The 19,106-nt window shown below is 41.1% G+C and carries 16 protein-coding genes; 15 read left to right on the top strand and 1 reads right to left on the bottom strand.

All coding sequences use genetic code 11. The features are described from left to right. Positions 1-103: 103 nt before the first annotated feature. Together ACFOU2_RS03900 and ACFOU2_RS03895 are read left to right on the top strand one after the other, a co-directional pair. Entirely contained in the window at positions 104-871 is a 768-nt protein-coding gene (locus ACFOU2_RS03900) for an enoyl-CoA hydratase/isomerase family protein (RefSeq protein WP_377912387.1), read from the top strand. 324 nt (positions 872-1,195) lie between these two features. After that, positions 1,196-1,813, top strand: coding sequence for an RsfA family transcriptional regulator (locus ACFOU2_RS03895; protein WP_377912385.1), 618 nt, complete (start codon positions 1,196-1,198; stop codon positions 1,811-1,813). 22 nt (positions 1,814-1,835) lie between these two features. Here ACFOU2_RS03895 and ACFOU2_RS03890 read toward each other — a convergent pair whose 3' ends face one another. Beyond that, positions 1,836-2,318, bottom strand: a complete 483-nt coding sequence (locus ACFOU2_RS03890; RefSeq protein ID WP_377912383.1) for an N-acetyltransferase — start codon at positions 2,316-2,318, stop codon at positions 1,836-1,838. A 179-nt stretch (positions 2,319-2,497) separates the two neighbouring features. Between ACFOU2_RS03890 and ACFOU2_RS03885 the strand changes: the two genes are divergently transcribed. The 13 genes from ACFOU2_RS03885 (at position 2,498) to murD (ending at position 18,989) form a co-directional block, all read left to right on the top strand. Further along, positions 2,498-3,835 carry an acetyl-CoA carboxylase biotin carboxylase subunit gene (locus ACFOU2_RS03885; RefSeq protein WP_377912381.1) on the top strand — a complete coding sequence of 446 codons (1,338 nt, stop codon included), beginning with the start codon at positions 2,498-2,500 and terminating at the stop codon, positions 3,833-3,835. Positions 3,836-3,902: 67 nt separating this feature from the next. Further along, on the top strand, positions 3,903-4,115 hold the full coding sequence (locus ACFOU2_RS03880; RefSeq protein WP_377912379.1) for a biotin/lipoyl-containing protein: 213 nt from the start codon (positions 3,903-3,905) through the stop codon (positions 4,113-4,115). Positions 4,116-4,143: 28 nt separating this feature from the next. After that, entirely contained in the window at positions 4,144-5,685 is a 1,542-nt protein-coding gene (locus ACFOU2_RS03875; RefSeq protein ID WP_377912377.1) for an acyl-CoA carboxylase subunit beta, read from the top strand. A gap of 202 nt (positions 5,686-5,887) precedes the next feature. After that, complete coding sequence (locus tag ACFOU2_RS03870) at positions 5,888-6,787, top strand: 2-dehydropantoate 2-reductase (RefSeq protein WP_377912375.1); 900 nt, start codon at positions 5,888-5,890, stop codon at positions 6,785-6,787. A gap of 5 nt (positions 6,788-6,792) precedes the next feature. Then, positions 6,793-7,176 carry a DUF3397 domain-containing protein gene (locus ACFOU2_RS03865; RefSeq protein ID WP_377912373.1) on the top strand — a complete coding sequence of 128 codons (384 nt, stop codon included), beginning with the start codon at positions 6,793-6,795 and terminating at the stop codon, positions 7,174-7,176. Positions 7,177-7,323: 147 nt separating this feature from the next. Then, positions 7,324-8,943, top strand: a complete 1,620-nt coding sequence (bshC, locus tag ACFOU2_RS03860) for a bacillithiol biosynthesis cysteine-adding enzyme BshC (protein ID WP_377912371.1) — start codon at positions 7,324-7,326, stop codon at positions 8,941-8,943. A 400-nt stretch (positions 8,944-9,343) separates the two neighbouring features. Continuing rightward, positions 9,344-10,276 carry a 16S rRNA (cytosine(1402)-N(4))-methyltransferase RsmH gene (gene rsmH / locus ACFOU2_RS03855; RefSeq protein WP_377912369.1) on the top strand — a complete coding sequence of 311 codons (933 nt, stop codon included), beginning with the start codon at positions 9,344-9,346 and terminating at the stop codon, positions 10,274-10,276. A gap of 31 nt (positions 10,277-10,307) precedes the next feature. Further along, positions 10,308-10,661: a cell division protein FtsL gene (gene ftsL / locus ACFOU2_RS03850; RefSeq protein ID WP_377912367.1), complete on the top strand. Its 354-nt coding sequence runs from the start codon at positions 10,308-10,310 to the stop codon at positions 10,659-10,661. Positions 10,662-10,666: 5 nt separating this feature from the next. Further along, positions 10,667-12,910, top strand: a complete 2,244-nt coding sequence (locus tag ACFOU2_RS03845) for a penicillin-binding protein (RefSeq protein WP_377912365.1) — start codon at positions 10,667-10,669, stop codon at positions 12,908-12,910. 63 nt (positions 12,911-12,973) lie between these two features. After that, the gene (locus ACFOU2_RS03840; protein ID WP_377912363.1) at positions 12,974-14,890 is read left to right on the top strand and encodes a stage V sporulation protein D; all 1,917 of its coding nucleotides are present in this window, start codon (positions 12,974-12,976) and stop codon (positions 14,888-14,890) included. A 231-nt stretch (positions 14,891-15,121) separates the two neighbouring features. Beyond that, a complete protein-coding gene (locus tag ACFOU2_RS03835; RefSeq protein WP_377912361.1) occupies positions 15,122-16,588 on the top strand; it encodes a UDP-N-acetylmuramoyl-L-alanyl-D-glutamate--2,6-diaminopimelate ligase in 1,467 nt (488 codons plus the stop codon). Positions 16,589-16,664: 76 nt separating this feature from the next. Further along, positions 16,665-17,639: a phospho-N-acetylmuramoyl-pentapeptide-transferase gene (gene mraY, locus ACFOU2_RS03830; protein WP_377912359.1), complete on the top strand. Its 975-nt coding sequence runs from the start codon at positions 16,665-16,667 to the stop codon at positions 17,637-17,639. Continuing rightward, positions 17,640-18,989, top strand: a complete 1,350-nt coding sequence (gene murD / locus ACFOU2_RS03825; RefSeq protein WP_377912357.1) for a UDP-N-acetylmuramoyl-L-alanine--D-glutamate ligase — start codon at positions 17,640-17,642, stop codon at positions 18,987-18,989. The last annotated feature ends 117 nt before the right edge of the window (positions 18,990-19,106 follow it).

Genomic DNA, 19,106 nt, shown 5'->3' with positions numbered 1-19,106 from the left:
CTGAAATGGCCTGTGCTTTTTTATTTTTGATTTAAAACCATTCTCCCTTGAAAGGATTCCGGGAATAAGGCAGAGAAATAGTGGGGGAAAGGGGAGGAAAAGGTTGAGTAAAACAAGTTTTATAGTGAATCAGGATGGACTTGCCATTTTTACCTTTTTGCGGCCGGAACGCCGAAACGCCATTGATTATGATGTAATGGAAGATTTGCGTACGGCACTTATACAGGTGAAGGCAAGCAGCCGCATCAAGATGTTGATGATTACAGGAGAAGGAGAAAAAGCCTTTTGCAGTGGGGGAGACCTTGAAGTTTTTCACAAATTAAAAACAGAAAAAGAAGCATATGAAATGTTAAATAAAATGGGAATGATTCTTTATGATTTACTGACATTGCCGAAACCAACTGTGGCCCTGTTAAATGGAGCAGCCGTAGGCGGGGGGTGTGAAGTTGCGATTGCCTGTGATCTCCGCTTAGCGAGCGAGTATAGTAAAATGGGCTTTGTACAAGGTAATTTAGGGATTACAACGGGATGGGGAGGCGCTTCGATTTTAATGGAAAAACTTCTGCCCCAAGATGCTTTATTTATGCTTTATACAGGCAAATTGTTCACAGCTGAAGAGGCGAGACAGATTGGCTATGTACAAAAAGTGTTTTCGAGTCATCATTTACAAGAGCAAGCGATAAACCATTGCGGGGAAATATTAAAAAAACCTTACAGTGTGTTAACTGCTTATAAGGAAGCGATGATTCGAAAATGGACATCTCAAAACTTGTTTGCTCAGATTCAGGAGGAAATTAAGCAATGTGCAAAATTATGGGAAACGGATGAACATCATAAGAGGGTCGATTCCTTTATGAACCGTAAATCTTAAAATCATTCAATTGCTGTTTTAGTATACATAGGCTGTTCAATGTGAATAGATGAATCTAAATTAATTATTTGCGTAAGTTATTAAGTTATTTTGTTCTATCTATTTATGGCCCTTCTGTTTTCACATCTTGAATAGGCTTGAAAAGACCTTCGTATAAGCGTTTGCCAAGAGACCGCGAGGTTGTTTGGCAAACGCTTATGCATAAATAATGTCACATGGGCGTTTTTTTTGCCCATGTGACATTATTTATGTGAATTTAAGATAGTCTATCTTTTCTATCAGTTGCATATTTATGTAGTAAACCATTGTAGGAGGGATAGAGGAATGACTTCTTCTCGTCAAGATGCATGGACACAAGATGAGGATTTGTTGTTAGCGGAAGTGGTATTACGCCATATCCGTGAAGGAGGAACGCAGCTCGCGGCTTTTGAAGAGGTAGGAAAAAAATTATCCCGTACAGCAGCTGCCTGCGGCTTTCGGTGGAATTCATATGTTCGAAAACAATATAAAACCGGAATTGAGCTTGCTAAAAAACAGCGAAAAGAATTAAAATCCCAGCTTACGGTAAAAGATCATTTTAAAGAGCCTGATCAGATTGTAACATACAATGAAGATCCAGCTCTTCATGAGAATATGACACTGAGGGATGTTATCCGGTTTTTGCAAAAAGTGGAGAGAAATCAACAAGACTCCGGGAACCTGCTAGAGAGAAACCAAGACTTGCAAAAAAGAGTGCAGTCACTGGAGAATCAATTAGAACGGTTAGAGAAAGAAAAACATATATTGCAAAATAATTTACTTATTGTAGAAGATGATTATAAAGCACTCATAGAAATTATGGAGCGTGCTAGAAAAATGGTTGTACTAAATGAAGAGGAAAAAGAAAAAAAGGCAAGGTTCCAAATGGATAAAAATGGGGACCTGGAAAGAATAGAGAAATAAAACAAACAGCTGATGTAGTCCATCAGCTGTTTGTTTTTTCTCCTGAAAGGCCCTTTGGGTGCCAGATGAGCGGATTTTCGCCTAAATCGCGATCCATGTCATATTTGACAGGCGTAAAGCCCATTTTATTCCAGAACTCACTCGATTTTACACGTGGATTCGTTTTGATCGGCAAGTTGAATGATTTGGCGAAATCTACCAATGCGCGGCCAAATCCTTTTCGTTGATAATCATTCAACACTTCTAGTTTCCAAAGCTCTAAATAATCTTGAGAAGGCTCAAAATATTGATCGTATTTTTTGTCGCGCTTATATAAGCTCATTCGTGCTACTAGGATATCACCGTAATATATACCGTAGAAAGGAGAATTGATTTCATTTTCGGATAAATTTGCCTGCAGTTCTTCAAGCATGGACAATTCTTGCAGACCATACTCTTTAAATTTTTTGAACTCTTCCAATGTTTTATAGTTGATTTTCAGGCGTTTTACTTCTGTAGTGACCATATATTTACCCCCTTGGATTCTTTGATGAACTCACATTCAAATATAATTTCATTATATAATAAAAATACGGAAAATTCTGCAATGAATATCGTAAGCGATTACAAAAAAGGAGGAATTTTGTGAAAAAATGTAGAAAATATACCGGGGGATAGGAGAATAGTGTGAAAGGGGATGCCGTTTTGCAAAAAATATTAATTGCCAATCGGGGCGAAATTGCCTTGCGCATCATTAAAACGTGCCAAGCGTTAGGGATTGAAACTGTCGCGGTTTATTCTGATGCAGATGCAAATATGCCTTATGTAAAAGAGGCAACAACCGCTGTACGAATTGGAGAGCCACCTGTACAAAAATCATATTTAAAAAGTGATGAGATTTTAGCGGTTGCCAAATCGGAAAATGTAGATGCCATCCATCCCGGCTATGGGTTTTTATCAGAAAACAGCGCTTTTGCTAAAACGGCGGAAGAAAATGGAATTGTTTTTATCGGGCCGTCACATGAGGTTATTGCACTGATGGGAGATAAGGTAGCTGCTCGAGAAGCGATGAAAAAAGCGGATGTTCCGGTTGTTCCGGGCAGTGAAAGCGGTGTTCAAACACTAGAGGAAGCATGTGAATTTGCCGCGGCCATCGGTTACCCTATTATGCTGAAAGCAAGCGGTGGAGGCGGAGGAATAGGTATGCAGCTCTGCGTCAATGAGGAAGAGTTGAAAAAGGCCTATGTCTCCACGAAATCTCGTGCGAAAGCCTATTTTGGAAATGATGAATTATTCATTGAGAAATATATTCCGAACGCAAGACATATCGAAGTCCAAATTTTTGGTGATACAAAAGGAAATATCGTCCATTTGTTCGAGCGTGACTGCTCCATACAAAGGAGAAATCAAAAGGTCATTGAAGAATCACCGTCTCCATTCTTATCACAGGAAGCGCGTGAGAAGATTTGCCAGACTGCGGTAGAGGCTGCAAAGGCAGTTGGTTACTATAATGCGGGAACCGTTGAATTTATTGTAGATGAACATGAACAATTTTATTTCTTAGAAATGAACACAAGACTGCAGGTGGAACATCCTGTTACAGAGGAAATGACAGGGATTGATTTGGTAAAGTGGCAGCTTCTTGTTGCTGAAGGTGCATCATTGCCATTGAAGCAACAAGAAATCCGGCGTCAAAAGCACGCAATTGAATTTCGGGTTTATGCAGAAGATCCGGCAACGTTTCTGCCATCGCCGGGCACCATTACGTCTATGAATTTAAGCCAAACTTATTCCGTCCGTATCGATAGCGGCTATAGCGAACAGACAACTGTGACCCCATATTATGATCCGATGATTGCCAAGGTTATTGTGAGCGGGGAAAGCAGAGCCGCGGCTATTGAAACAGCAAGGCAATTTTTTAATCAATCTTTTATTGAAGGGATCAAAACAAATCTGCCGCTATTCCGGCGAATTTTGGAGGAAGAGGAATTTAAAAAAGGCAAGTATACAACATCCTATCTATCTAACATTCCAATCAAGTGAAGCTTACATCAGCGGAGGACTTACCGCTCATTGCAGATACATAAAATATAAGTGAGGAGAGGGAACGATGAAAGAAATTACAGCAAGCATGGCAGGTATGGTGTTGAATGTCCTTGTTAATGCGGGAGAAGATATTGCTGCAGGTCAAGTAGTGATTGTACTTGAGTCAATGAAAATGGAAATACCGGTAGAAAGTTCCGTTTCAGGAAAAGTGGCAGAGGTAAAAGCTTCAATTGGGGATTTTGTCAACGAAGGGGATGTATTGATTACGGTTGAATAATCATTTCTGTTGAACAAGGGGGATGGACATGGTACATACAAACGCAATGCAAGAAAAATATGAGCAAAAGCGAAAAGAGATTGAGGCGGGGGGACAAGAGAAATATCATCAAAAACTGAAAGAACAAAATAAATTGTTTGTCCGCAATCGATTAGCTCTTTTATTTGATAATGGCGAATATATCGAAGACGGAAAATTTGCCAACAACATGGCGGGGGATTTGCCGGCTGATGGAGTTGTGACGGCTATTGGAAAAATCAACGGGGAAACGGTTTGCGTGATGGCTAATGACTCGACGATTAAGGCAGGTTCCTGGGGGGCAAGAACAGTTGAGAAAATTATCCGCATTCAAGAAACCGCAGAAAAATTAAAAGTGCCTCTTCTCTATTTAGTCGATTCAGCCGGGGCACGCATTACCGACCAAATCGAGATGTTCCCGAATCGCCGCGGTGCAGGGAGAATCTTTTACAATCAAGTAAAATTATCGGGTATGATTCCGCAAATCTGCCTTCTTTTTGGCCCTTCAGCAGCCGGGGGGGCTTATATACCGGCATTTTGTGACATTGTCGTAATGGTGGAAGGAAACGCGTCCATGTACTTGGGATCACCTCGCATGGCGGAAAAAGTAATTGGGGAGAAAGTAACGCTTGAAGAAATGGGCGGCGCGAGAATGCATTGTACAGTCAGCGGTTGTGGAGATGTACTTGTTCGAACGGAAGAAGAGGCTATTGCAGAAGCCCGTCGTTACCTGAGGTATTTCCCGCAAAATTTCACGCAGCGTTCAAAGGTATGTGAGCCCGTCTCACCTAAAGAAGGAAGAAAATTGGCCGATATTATTCCGGAAAATCAAAATGTTCCGTTCGATATGTATGAAGCTATTGATGCCCTAATCGATGCAGGAAGCTTTTTTGAAATCAAAAAATTATTTGCACCGGAATTAATTACAGGTTTAGCAAGGATAGACGGAAAAGTGGCGGGAATTATCGCCAATCAGCCAAAAGCTAAAGGCGGCGTTTTATTTGTTGATTCAGCGGATAAAGGAGCAAAGTTTATCCAACTTTGCGATGCATTTCATATTCCTCTTCTTTTCCTTTCGGATGTCCCGGGCTTCATGATCGGAACAAAAGTAGAACGAGCCGGTATCATTCGTCATGGAGCAAAGCTAATTGCGGCGATGAGTTCCGCAACGGTTCCTAAAATTTCCGTCATTGTTAGAAAAGCATATGGTGCCGGACTCTATGCGATGGCAGGTCCTGCGTTTGAACCGGATTGCTGTATTGCTCTTCCGACAGCTCAAATTGCTGTAATGGGGCCGGAAGCTGCGGTGAACGCAGTGTATTCAAATAAAATCAATGCAATTGAAGATCCAAAAGAACGGATTGCTTTTGTTCAAGAAAAACAAAAGGAATACAAAGAACATATTGATATTTATAAATTAGCTTCGGAACTCATTGTGGATGATATTGTTCCAGCAAATGAGCTGAGGGAAACGTTGATAGATCGCCTGCATTATTACGATACAAAAGAACTGGTATTCAGTGTTCGTAAACATCCCGTCTATCCTGTATAATTTGGGAAGGGGCTGCCCCGGGAGACCCCAATAGACAGAAATCCTGTTTTTAAACTGAAGAAAACGAAAAGAGCCGTCAAGAAAACTTCGGATTTTGCTGAGTTTTCCGTGACGGTTCTTTTTTTAGGAACAAGCCTCTTGTTTCTAAGCTCCTTATTTTTTGCTAAAATATGAGAAGAAGTTCAGGGTAGAGGGATGTTGAATGAAAAAAATTGCAATTATCGGCGGCGGCTCCGTCGGGCTGCTGTTTACCGCTTATTTATCCAAGAAGTTTGATGTCATGTTGTATACAAGAACAAAAGAACAGGCGCAAGCCATAAGAAGGGAAGGCCTCAGCCTTGTGAATAAAGGAGCTGTGCAGAGGATAGAAGTGCAGGCCCATCCTTTATCGGAAGGGATATTCGATGCCGATCTTGTCGTTATAGCTGTGAAGCAGTATCACATGGAGGATGTGTTATCTGCGGTTGATCCACAATTAAAGAAGGATGTTCCCCTCCTTTTCGTCCAAAATGGTATGGGACATATACATAAAATAAAAGAATCCAAATATAAGCATGTGCTTTTAGGAATTGTGGAACATGGTGCTTTAAAAAACGGTGAAAATGAGATTCATCATAAGGGGATAGGTGCGACAAAAATTGCCTGCTACAGAGGAGACGACCGATACATAGAAGAATTGTTAGAGAGACAAATAGATTTTTTTCCTTTTATACAAGAGGAAAATTGGTACGGCATGTTAGTGACCAAATTGGTCGTCAATGCTTGTATTAATCCGTTAACCGCTCTTTATAGAGTGACGAACGGTCAATTGGTTGAGAACTCCTTTTACCAACAAAACTTGCAAGTCGTTTTCAAGGAAGTTGCAGAAGCATTGAATCTGATCGATGCTTCAAGCTATTGGACAAAAGTGATAAATATATGCCGTCAAACAGCTTTGAACCGCTCTTCCATGCTTCGGGATATAGAGGAAAGAAGAGAAACAGAAATTGAGGCAATCTTAGGTTATGTGCTGCAAGAGGCGCGTTCACGCGATGTGTCCACGCCTTCTTTGAACTTTTTGTATAAGTCGATAAAAGGTATGGAGAAAAGGGGAGGGGGATAAGTTATATGGGTAATGTGTTAGCAAGTGTTTTGGCCACTTTTGTGACGATACCTGTTCTTTCGTTTCTAATCAGTTACATGATTTTACGCAAGGCAACAAAAAATAAAAGAAAATCATTGCATATTTCAACAGACATTATGACGTTATTTTTGATTTTGTCCGTCAATTATTTAATCCTAACCATTTGGAAAGAATCATTTTTATGGTTGATTGCCCTTATTTTACTTATGATTGCGATGGTTGCCGTTTTTATGCAGTGGAAAATTAAACAAGATGTTCAATTGAAAAAGGTGATAAAAGGTTTTTGGCGTCTAAGCTTCTTTTTGTTCTTTGTAGGGCACGTAGGGCTTACGGTTTATGGCTTGATTTTTCGAATTTATTCCTTGTAAGTCTTGTTACTAGACGACAGGCCAATCATTATGGATAATGAAGCTATATGTTTTGACTCATGGGAAAAACGAATTCCTTTCCCTAAAGGAGATTTAGGGAAAGATCCGTTTTTCCTATAAATAGAGTTTAAGAAAGGGAGTTCTTTCATGGAGATTAATGACATCTCTTTTTCATCCGCAAATCAGTTGCTTGAAGGATACAAGCGAGGAGAGGATGTTGTTGCATCTTTCTTCCATTACAACCTCCACGATAAAAATGTATATGAACAGCGAAGAAGCGATTTAGCTCAAGCCACTCATCCTCGTGAGGAACTTGTAGCATATTTATTTGCTTATAATGAAAAATACGGCGCTGATGAGAAAACGATGAAAAACATTTTAAAGTTAAAAGATCGCCGTTCTGTAGTGGTAGTGGGAGGCCAACAGGCAGGTCTTTTAACAGGACCGATGTATACGGTCAATAAAGTGTTATCGATTTTAAAATTTGCTAAACAACAAGAGGAGCAATTAAAGGTACCTGTTGTTCCAGTGTTTTGGATAGCCGGGGAAGATCATGATTTTGCGGAGATTAATCATGTGTTTGTCGAACAAGACGGGGTGCTGACGAAACGAGCGATTCCTCAAAAAGTGTTGGGAAAGAAAGCAGCTTCAGATTTACCGATAGACAAAGAAGTTTGTCAAAAGTGGATTCAAGAAATATTTCAGGCCTTTGGAGAAACGAACCATTCTAGAAGGGTAATGGAATTTGCTTTGCAATCTCTTGAAACATCTCATACATATACGGACTTTTTCGCAAGTTTAACAACCAAGCTTTTTGCCGGCACAGGTCTTGTTATAATGGATTCAGCTTCACCGGAGCTTCGTAAAATAGAATCCTCGTTTTTTGTTCACTTGATTGAGGGAAATAGGCAGCTTTCTAAAGCGGTAATGCAACAGCAGGAGCTTGTGGAACGGCAATTTGCCCGTTCAATTCAAGTTGACGAGCAAACGGCCCATCTATTTTATTATGAGAATGAACGAGTTTTACTTGAAAGGCATCCGGATAATCGATTTGCAGGTAAAAACAATGAAGTTTCATTAACAACAGAGGAATTATTAAAGATTGCAAGAACAAATCCTGAGCTATTAAGCAATAACGTTGTTACGAGACCGTTGATGCAGGAGTTTCTACTCCCGACTTTAGCCTTCATTGCAGGACCGGGAGAAGTAGCTTACTGGGCAGAGTTGAAAAAGGCATTTGAGTTGTTCGGGTTAAAAATGCCTCCTATCGTGCCGCGTCTCTCCTATGCAGTTGTCGAACGAAGCATTAAGCGAAAGATAGAGGAACTGCACTTAACGGTAGAACATGTATTGCAAAGGGGGATTCATCAGGATAAGGAGAAATGGATCAAAGAGAATGTAAAATACCCGTACGATGATTATTTTGAAAAGGCTAAAGAAGAGATGGAAGCTGTTCATCAAAGATTACGAAATAATATCTTGCGGGAAGATGAAACGTTTAAAAAAGTGCTAGAAAAAAATCGCAATATCTTACAAGGCCAACTGGATATCGTTAGAAAAATCGTCGAATCGAAACAGCTAACGAAACATAAAGTGACAATTAAAAAATTTGCCGACATTGAGCATGCTTTAATGCCGATGGGCTCTCCTCAGGAAAGAGTATGGAATATTTTTTATTTTCTGAATAAATACGGGTTGGATTTTGTTACCCGGTTATCGAATCTCGACGTCGAATTCAATCATAATATAAAGGTCATTTACCCATAGGGAAGTCCTGCTGTTAGGCAGGACTTTTTTTATAAAAGGAGAATAGGAAGAAAATAGAAAAAGTAATGGACGATGCTATGGATGTAAGCTGAGTACTGTATTTGCTTCTTTCTTTTTAGTGAAACGGTCCATGAAAGTTTTCCGTTCTCGTTCAAACAGTTTTCCATTTTAATTAGTTGAGAAATGGGAGGCGAAAATAGACGCCTGGAAGAAGGCATAAGCCTTTTGGAACAATTTATGACAAAAAGTCGAGAATCTTTGTAGAAATTGCTGAAAAAATGTTGAAGTTTGATATATAATAAAAAGGCAGTCTATTTTGGTCAACGATTACGGAAAAAATGATCGTTAGTATAAAAGCGAACCATGTTGGTTTGCATAGGAGAAAGAAGTAGGTGTCATCATGTTCAAGCATACAACAGTGCTTTTAAAAGAAGCTGCAGAAGGACTACATATCCAGCCAGATGGAACTTATGTTGATTGTACGTTGGGCGGAGCGGGGCATAGTGAATATATTGTGCAGAAGCTCTCCTCAAACGGAAGATTAATCGCATTTGACCAGGACGAAACAGCAATTGAAAATGCGAAGGTAAAGCTCGCCCCTTATATGGATCGAGTGACGATCATCAAGAGTAACTTTCGCCATCTGCGTGAAAAGTTGGAAGAGCATGGAATCGTCCATGTGGACGGGGTTTTATTTGATTTAGGGGTCTCCTCTCCGCAACTGGATACACCAGAGAGAGGGTTCAGCTACCATCATGATGCACCTCTTGATATGAGGATGGATACTCATGCTCCTTTAACAGCGTACGATATAGTAAATCACTGGCCTTATGAAAAATTAGTGAAGATTTTCTTTCAGTATGGCGAGGAAAAATTTTCGAAACAAATAGCCCGCAAAATTGAAGCTTATCGGGAACAAAAGCCGATTGAAACAACGTTTGAATTAGTGGATTTAATTAAAGAGGGAATTCCTGCACCTGCCAGAAGAGCGGGCGGTCACCCTGCCAAACGAGTATTTCAGGCTATACGAATTGCGGTAAATGATGAACTGCAAGTGTTTGAAGATGCATTGGAACAAGCGATGGATGTGATTAAGCCTGGTGGGAGAGTTAGTGTCATAACATTTCACTCACTGGAAGATCGTATCTGCAAAGTTGCATTTAAAAATGCAAGCACGCCTCCGCCGCTTCCTCCCGGCATACCTGTCATTCCAGATGAATTTAAACCGAGGTTTAAAATCATTACAAGAAAACCAATCTTGCCTTCTGAGGAAGAATTACAAGAGAACAACCGGGCACGGTCGGCAAAGCTGCGCATTATAGAGAAATTGTAAGGATAAACGATCAAAAAGGAGGGGAACTGTATTGGGGAATTTAGCTTATCAAGTAAAAGAGAAAAAAAACGAACAGCAAAAACAAGTTCAAAAGGTACTTAAAAAGAAAAAATTCCGCTTTTCCGTCGGAGAAAAGATTTTATACAGCGGATTTTTTGCTGCTATGCTTTTCGGTTCGGTGCAAATCGTTTCAAATCATGTTAGTTTGTATGATGTGAATTCGGACATTCAAGCACTCGAGTCGAAAATTAACACTCAAGAACGAGTGAACAACGAATTGAAACTGCAAGTAGTAGAATTAAGCACATATGAGCGTATTTGGGCAAAGGCGAAAGAACTTGGATTAGACTTAAATGAAAATAACGTTAAAGTTGTTCGGGATTGAGGATTATGCTGAATAATAAGAAAAATACAAGCAGAGGAGCAGCAATATTAATTTTAATATTTGCTACCCTCTTTTTTGTATTAATAGCTCGATTTTTTTACATCCAAGCAACTGGAAAAGCGGAAGGCCAAGCATTGGCTGCCATTGCCCAAAAAAACCATACACGCCAGACCGTAATTGAAGGGAAGCGCGGAACGATCTATGACCGTAAAGGCCTGCCTGTTGCCCATGATACGGGAGCATATACGGTTGTTGCCATTTTAGACCCGTCTCAAACAAAAGACCCTAAAAAACCAATGCATGTAACAAATCCCGAAAAAACGGCGAAAAAGCTGGCTCCTTTGCTTGATATGAGTGAAGAGAAACTGGAAAAGCTGATGTCTAAAAAAGGGCGTGTTCAAGTAGAATTAGGGCCAGGAGGCCGGGACATCAGCAATACGCTTAAAAATAAAATTGAAGATTTGGAGCTTCCGGGAATCACTTTCATTCAAGACTCAAAACGATTTTATCCAAACGGCGTCTTTGCTTCTCATATTATTGGATATGCCCAAAAGAATGAGGAGGGAAAAACGGTTGGTAAAATGGGGATCGAGAAGAGTTTCAACAAAGAGCTGACGGAAACAGACGGCTATATGAGGTACCAAAGTGCAAGAAACGGATTAAAGCTTCCGGATCCAAAAGAGTCTATTGTTCCTCCCAAAGATGGAGATGACATTTATTTAACCATCGATGAGAAAATTCAAACGTTCTTGGAAGATGCCATGAATAGAGCAGTGAAGGAGTATGATCCTGAGAGAGTGATAGGGATTGTAGCCAATCCTAAGACAGGAGAAATCCTGGCGATGGCAAACCGTCCAAGCTTCAATCCTAATATTCGGGATATCGACAATTTCCTCAACTACGCCATCGGTGATAGCTTTGAACCGGGATCAACGATGAAGATCTTTACATTAGCGGCTGCCATCGAGGAAGGAGTCTATAACGGGAACGAGTATTATAAATCTGGTTCTTATAAGGTAGGGGATCAGCAAATTCGTGACCATAATAAATCCGGCTGGGGAACGATTACCTTTAATGAGGGGGTCCAGCGTTCGTCTAATGTGGCATTTGCCATTTTAGCCAATGAAAAGCTTGGTCCAGACCGCGTGCTCCAATATTTAAACCGTTTTGGCTTCGATCGTCGGACGGGTATCGATATACCAGGGGAAGCAACAAGTAAAATCTTATATCAATGGCCTTTAGAAAAAATAACAACTGCTTTTGGACAAGGATCAACCGTCACACCGATTCAACAAGTGCAGGCAGCTACAGCCATCGCGAACAAAGGCAAAATGATGAAGCCTTACGTCATCAAAAAAGTGGTTGATTCTACGACGAATAAAGTGATAGTAGAGAAAAAACCTGAAGTGGCCGGGAAACCTATTTCCCCTGAAACAGCGGAAAAAGTACTCGACATTTTAGAAACGGTTGTAACGTCTCCGAATGGGACAGGCAAGCCGTATGCGATTGAAGGTTATCAAGTGGCGGGAAAAACGGGGACGGCTCAAATTCCAAACCCGAATGGCGGCGGCTATTTACATGGGGTTGGTAAAAATACGTTCTCATTTTTAGGAATGGCCCCTAAAGATGACCCGTCCCTAATCGTTTATGTGGCGGTGAAGCAGCCTAAGCTGAAAGCCATGGAGGCAGGCTCTGCACCTGTATCCCTCATTTTTAACTCTGTTATGAAAAACAGTTTGCAATACTTGAAGATTGAGCCTGAAGAAGAGAAGGCCACGGCAGTGAAGAAAACAAAATATGGCGTTAACATGGATTCATACATCGGGGAGTCAACAGAATCAGCTGTGGCCAACTTGAAAGAAAAAGGGTTTGCGCCTATTGTAATCGGAAAAGGAAACAAGATCGAAGCACAATCTCCCAAGGCGCAAGAGCGAAGTATGAAAGGCGAGCGTGTTTTCTTAAAGACAGATGGAGAACCCACCATTCCGGATTTAGCAGACTGGTCATATCGCGATGTGATCCGTTTAAGTGAATTCTTATCGCTTGAACCAAGTGCCATGGGAAGTGGATATGTTGTTAAAGATTCCCAGAATATTACGCCGGGAGCGCCTGTTAAAAAAGGAGATTATTTGATTGTTAAGCTGCAATCGCCCGAGGAAATGATAAAAAGTAAACAAGAAGAGGAAAAAGACAAAGGTAAAGTGAAAAAAGAGGACGATAAGGACAAAGGGTTCCCTCTCGATCAGTGAGTTCTATCTTAATCGGTACAAGCATATATTGGAACGAGCCGTAGTAAAGGAGGTTCCAATAGGATGCGTGTCTCGACTGTTACCGTTCGCAAGCGTCTTACATTCGTCTTGCTTGCTGGTATCTTGATTTTTTCGATCATAGATGTTCGACTTGGGTACGTTCAATTTGTTCTGGGTGACATGTTAACAGACAAGGCAAAAGGTTCGTGGAGCCGTAATTTGCCGTTTGAGCCGGAACGGGGAGAGATTTTGGATCGTAACGGCGTGGCGCTTGCGACAAATAAAAGTGCCCCTACAGTCTGGGTTATGCCAAGACAGATTGAAGACCCCGTTAAGACCGCTGAAAAGCTGGCGGCTGCTTTGAATATGCCGAAAGAAAAAGCGTATAAGCATATAACGAAGAAAGTATCGATCGAGCGTATTCCAGAGGGGCGCAAGATTACGAATGAAAAAGCAAATGAAATCCACGATCTTGGTTTAAAAGGAGTTTACATTGGGGAAGATTCAAGAAGGTATTATCCGTTCGGAAGCTATTTATCCCATGTTTTAGGCTTTACGGGCATTGATAATCAAGGTCTAATGGGCCTGGAAGCATACTATGATAAACAATTAAGCGGCGAGCGGGGATTCGTAAAATTGTATTCCGATGCAAAAGGGAAAAAAATGCCTGATATTGCCGATGACTATACGGCACCTGTTGATGGATTGAACTTAAAATTGACGATCGATTCCCGAGTTCAAACTATTGTGGAACGCGAACTGGACATCGCCCAGGCAACATATAACCCCGATGGCATCATTGCGATTGCGATGAACCCGAATAATGGAGAAATTTTGGCCATGTCAAGTCGTCCAAATTTCCATCCTTCCGATTATAAAAATGTAGACCCTGATGTGTACAACCGTAATCTGCCTGTTTGGAGCGCCTATGAGCCAGGTTCCACGTTCAAGATTATTACGCTTGCTGCTGCTTTGGAAGAAAAAAAGGTTGATTTATTAAAAAATCAATTTTATGATGATGGAGCAGCCGAAGTGGCCGGAGCGAGGCTGCGTTGCTGGAAAAGGGGAGGACATGGACATCAAAGCTTTTTAGAAGTGGTCCAAAACTCCTGTAACCCGGGATTTGTCGAACTTGGGGAAAGGTTAGGGAAAGAAAAACTATTTAAATATATTCATAATTTCGGGTTTGGGGAAAAAACGGGAATCGATTTGCAAGGTGAAGGAAAAGGAATCCTGTTTCCTTTAGATCGTGTGGGTCCTGTTGAACAGGCAACAACAGCATTCGGCCAAGGGGTTTCCGTTACGCCTATTCAGCAAGTTGCAGCCGTCGCGGCGGCTGTGAATGGGGGAACATTGTATCAGCCCTATATCGCAAAGGAGTGGGTAGATCCCATAACAGGGGATGTGGTAAGTCAACAAACGCCTATAGCGAAGAGAAAGGTCATTTCTGAAGAAACCTCCAAGCAAGTTCGCTTTGCCTTAGAAAGCGTTGTGGCACAAGGATCAGGTAAAGGAGCGTTTGTGGACGGGTATCGGGTCGGAGGGAAAACAGGAACCGCTCAAAAGGCTAAAGATGGAAGGTATTTAGAAAACAACCATATCGTATCTTTTATCGGCTTTGCCCCTGCGGATAAACCTGAAATCGTTGTGTATATTGCAGTGGATAATCCGAAAGGAACGGTACAATTCGGTGGTGTCGTCGCAGCTCCGATCGTTGGGAAAATCATGGAGGATACCTTGCCTCTTATTGGAGTAAAGCCAAGAAAAGAACAACTTGAAAAAGAGATGGCATGGAACGATACACCGGTCATAAAAGTACCTGATTTAGAAGGGCTTTCAAGCAAAGAGCTTCAACAGCAATTATTAAATTTACGGCTGGATGTCAGCGGAAATGGTGAAAAAGTCATAAATCAATCACCATCTCCTGGTACAAAAGTAAAACAAGGCTCCACCATAAGGGTATATATGGGGGATTCTTAATGAAAGCCTTGGGGGAATTCCCCCGTGGCTTCTTTTTCTGTAAAATGGAGTTTGTCCTGCATTAACGGGCAGTAAAATCCCCGCTTCAAAATTTAGCGTAATCGGAGAAGGTTAAGTGGGGAACACTGCCCGTAAAAGCCCGATAAGGTCAACTAACCATCAGTGGGGGGAAGGAACCCCCTGATGGAAGTTTCCTTTATATATTGTGAATTAGAGAGGATCGATTAAAACATGGATTTACAAACATTATTATCTTATTTGCATGATTTTACGGTAATACCAGCAGAAAACATATCTATCAGATCGATTGAAATGGATTCCCGTGAAGTGAAGCCAGGATCTCTTTTTATTTGCGTTGAGGGATACACAGTGGACGGACACGATTTTGCCAAAATGGCGGTTGAAAAGGGAGCGGTTGCTGTTCTCGCAGAAAAACCGCTTCAATTGGATGTCCCGGTCATTCTTGTAAAAAATACAAAAAGAGCTATGGCAGTATTAGCCGACGCTTTTTATGGCCAACCTACTCATAAGATGCATGTAATCGGTGTAACCGGAACAAACGGCAAGACAACGACAACACATTTAATGGAAAAAGTATTTCAAGCGGCCGGGCAAAAAACGGGCTTAATCGGGACTATCGAAATTCGCATCGGCGACAAGGTGTTTGATGTCAAAAATACAACGCCGGAGTCATTAACATTGCAAAAAACGTTTCACCAAATGGTTGAAGAAAAAGTCGATACAACTGTAATGGAAGTGTCATCACATGCTCTTGATTTAGGCAGGGTACATGGCTGTGATTTCGATGTGGCTGTTTTTACGAATTTGACGCAGGACCATCTAGACTATCATCACACAATGGAAGATTATCGGCGGGCAAAAGGGTTATTGTTTGCGCAGTTAGGCAACAGTTACGACCATCAAAAACCGAAGTTTGCTGTGTTGAATGCAGACGACGCTGCAACAACCGAATTCATAAAAAATACAGCAGCAACGGTCATTACATATGGAATTGACCAAAAAAGCGACATAATGGCGAAGAATATTATGATGACAAGTTCGGGTACATCTTTTGATCTTGTAACGCCATTGGAGACGTTTAACGTAAGAATGAAACTAATTGGAAAATTTAGTGTATATAATGTACTAGCTGCCACTGCTGCATGTCTAGTTTCAGACATTCCCCTTTCCCTTATCGTAAAAGAACTGGAACAAATTGAAGGGGTGCCGGGCCGCTTTGAAGTAGTGGATGAAAAACAGGATTTCACAGTGGTTGTTGACTACGCCCATACGCCGGATAGTCTAGAAAATGTATTAAAGACGGTTAAACAATTTGCAAAAAGAAATATATATGTTATTGTTGGATGCGGCGGTGATCGTGACCGTACGAAGAGACCAATCATGGCCCAAATTGCTGTCCAATACAGTACGAAAGCGATTTTTACATCTGACAACCCGCGCAGTGAAGACCCGGAACAGATTTTAGAAGATATGACGAGAGATCTTGAAGCCACCAATTACGTCTCAATTGTGGATCGAAAAGAAGCCATTGCTTATGCGATTAATGAGGCAAACACGGATGATGTCATTTTAATTGCAGGAAAAGGCCATGAAACGTATCAAATTATCGGAAATCAAGTATTGGATTTCGATGATCGCGAAATAGCACGTAATTTAATTAGGGAGCGTAATTCATAATGCACACGAACAGTCAGTTTTTTACCCATCTTCGCATGATGGACATTCATAACAAAGAACCGAGGGAGCGAATAAGATGTTAGAGCAAGTAATATTATTTACAATGGCAGTAGCCTTCCTAATTTCAGTTTTACTTTCTCCCATTTTTATTCCCTTCCTAAGGAGACTGAAATTTGGTCAAAGCATAAGGGAAGAGGGCCCAAAATCCCATCAAAAGAAATCAGGGACTCCTACAATGGGAGGGATCATGATTCTTCTCTCCATCATCGTTACCACATTGGTAATGACGAATAAGTATTTGGAACCGACTTTTAAAACGTACCTGTTATTGTTGGTAACTGTAGGATTCGGTTTATTGGGCTTTTTGGATGATTTCATTAAAGTTGTACTAAAACGAAACTTGGGATTGACGTCCAAACAAAAGTTCCTTGGGCAAGTATTGATTGCCATTATCTTTTACCTGGTAGCAAAACAAAATGAGTTTTCTACGGCTGTTTCTATTCCAGGAACGGATTATTCCTTTGATTTAGGTTGGTTTTATGTTGTCTTTCTCATCATTTGGCTGGTCGGATTCTCTAATGCAGTCAATCTGACAGATGGACTGGACGGCCTTGTTTCAGGTACGGGCGCAGTGGCTTTTGGAGCATTCGCTGTGCTTGCATGGAACTACTCACAGTTTGATGTGGCCATTTTTTCTGTCGGGGTCGTGGGTGCAGTGCTTGGGTTTTTAGTGTTTAACGCTCATCCCGCAAAGGTTTTTATGGGGGATACAGGTTCTCTTGCTTTAGGTGGGGCAATTGCAACGATAGCCGTTTTGATGAAGCTTGAAATTCTGCTTATTTTAATCGGCGGTATTTTTGTTATTGAGACATTATCTGTTATTATTCAAGTTATTTCTTTTAAAGCAACTGGAAAACGTGTCTTTAAGATGAGTCCGCTTCATCACCATTACGAGCTGAGCGGTTGGTCAGAATGGCGAGTGGTAGTTACTTTTTGGGCGGTAGGTTTATTATTTGCGATGCTTGGAATCTATGTCGAGGTGTGGATCTAATTGAAAACAACTAACTTTTATCAAGATAAACATATATTAATTTTGGGATTGGCCAAAAGCGGTTCGGCTGCCGCCAAGCTTGTTCAACAATTGGGTGCAAGCGTAGTGGTGAACGACAAAAAGCCATATGAAGAAAACGAAGCGGCCAGACAGTTAGAAAAATGCGGAATTAAAGTGGTGTGTGGAGCCCACCCGTTGGAATTGCTGGAAGGAATCCATATGATCGTGAAAAATCCGGGTATTCCGTATTCCAATCCTTTATTAGTGGAGGCTGCAAAGAGAAGCATACCGATTGTGACGGAAGTAGAACTTGCAGCCCAAATCAGTGAAGCGCCGTTTATCGGCATTACAGGAAGTAACGGCAAGACGACAACGACGACTCTTGTGTTTAAGATGTTAGAAGAAAGCAATAAGAAACCCCTTATTGCAGGGAATATCGGAACCGTCGCTTGTGAAGTCGCCCAATCGGCAAAAGCGGATGAAGTGATCGTCACAGAGCTTTCTTCCTTTCAATTAATGGGAATTGACACGTTTCAGCCTAAAATTGCAGCATTGCTGAATCTGTTTGAAGCGCATTTAGATTACCATGGGACAAAAGAAGAATATGCGAAAGCAAAGGCCAATATCTTTAAAAACCAGTCAGAAGGCGATTATGCGGTCGTTAATGCGGATGATGCATTTGTAATGGGGATTGCAGAGCAATACAAAGGCAAAATTGTTCCTTTTTCAGCGACTAAACAGCTAAAAACGGGTGCTTATGTAAGGGACGGCTACGTTTGTTTTAATGACGAGCAAGTAATGAAAGTGAGTGATATTGTCCTTCCAGGACAGCATAATTTAGAAAATATTTTAGCGGCTGTAGCGATGGTGAAATTATATGGCGGCTCAAATGAAGCCATTCACAAGGTTTTAACTACCTTTACTGGTGTGAAGCATCGCGTCCAGTTTGTTGGTGAAATAAATGGACGGAAATTTTACAATGACTCCAAAGCAACAAACATTCTCGCTACAAAGGTGGCGCTTTCCGCCTTTTCTCAGCCAATCATTTTACTTGCGGGCGGATTGGATCGCGGCAATGAGTTTGATGATTTAAAGCCGTCTCTTGAAGGGGTAAAAGCGATTATTACCTTCGGACAAACTGCAGAGAAAATTGAGCGGGTAGCGAGTGAGGCTGGAATACAATTCATTAAACGTGTCGATAATGTTGAACAGGCAGTTCCTGCAGCGTATGAGTTATCTGAAAATGGTGATATCATTCTATTATCACCGGCTTGTGCGAGCTGGGACCAATTTAAAACTTTTGAAGAACGTGGTGACATGTTTATTCAATCGGTGCATAAGCTTAAGTAAGGGCTTGTCTGTTTGAGATGGAAAAAGGGTTAGATAAAGAGTTTGCACATTTTCTTTTCATCATGTGTTGCATTCTTTTTCTAACTCTTTTTTCAAACGCCCTAATTTATGGAAGCT

The organism is Bacillus songklensis, assembly GCF_042649685.1.
GTDB lineage: Bacteria > Bacillota > Bacilli > Bacillales > Bacillaceae_H > Bacillus_BA > Bacillus_BA songklensis.
This window is presented reverse-complemented; position numbering and strand designations above follow the sequence as displayed.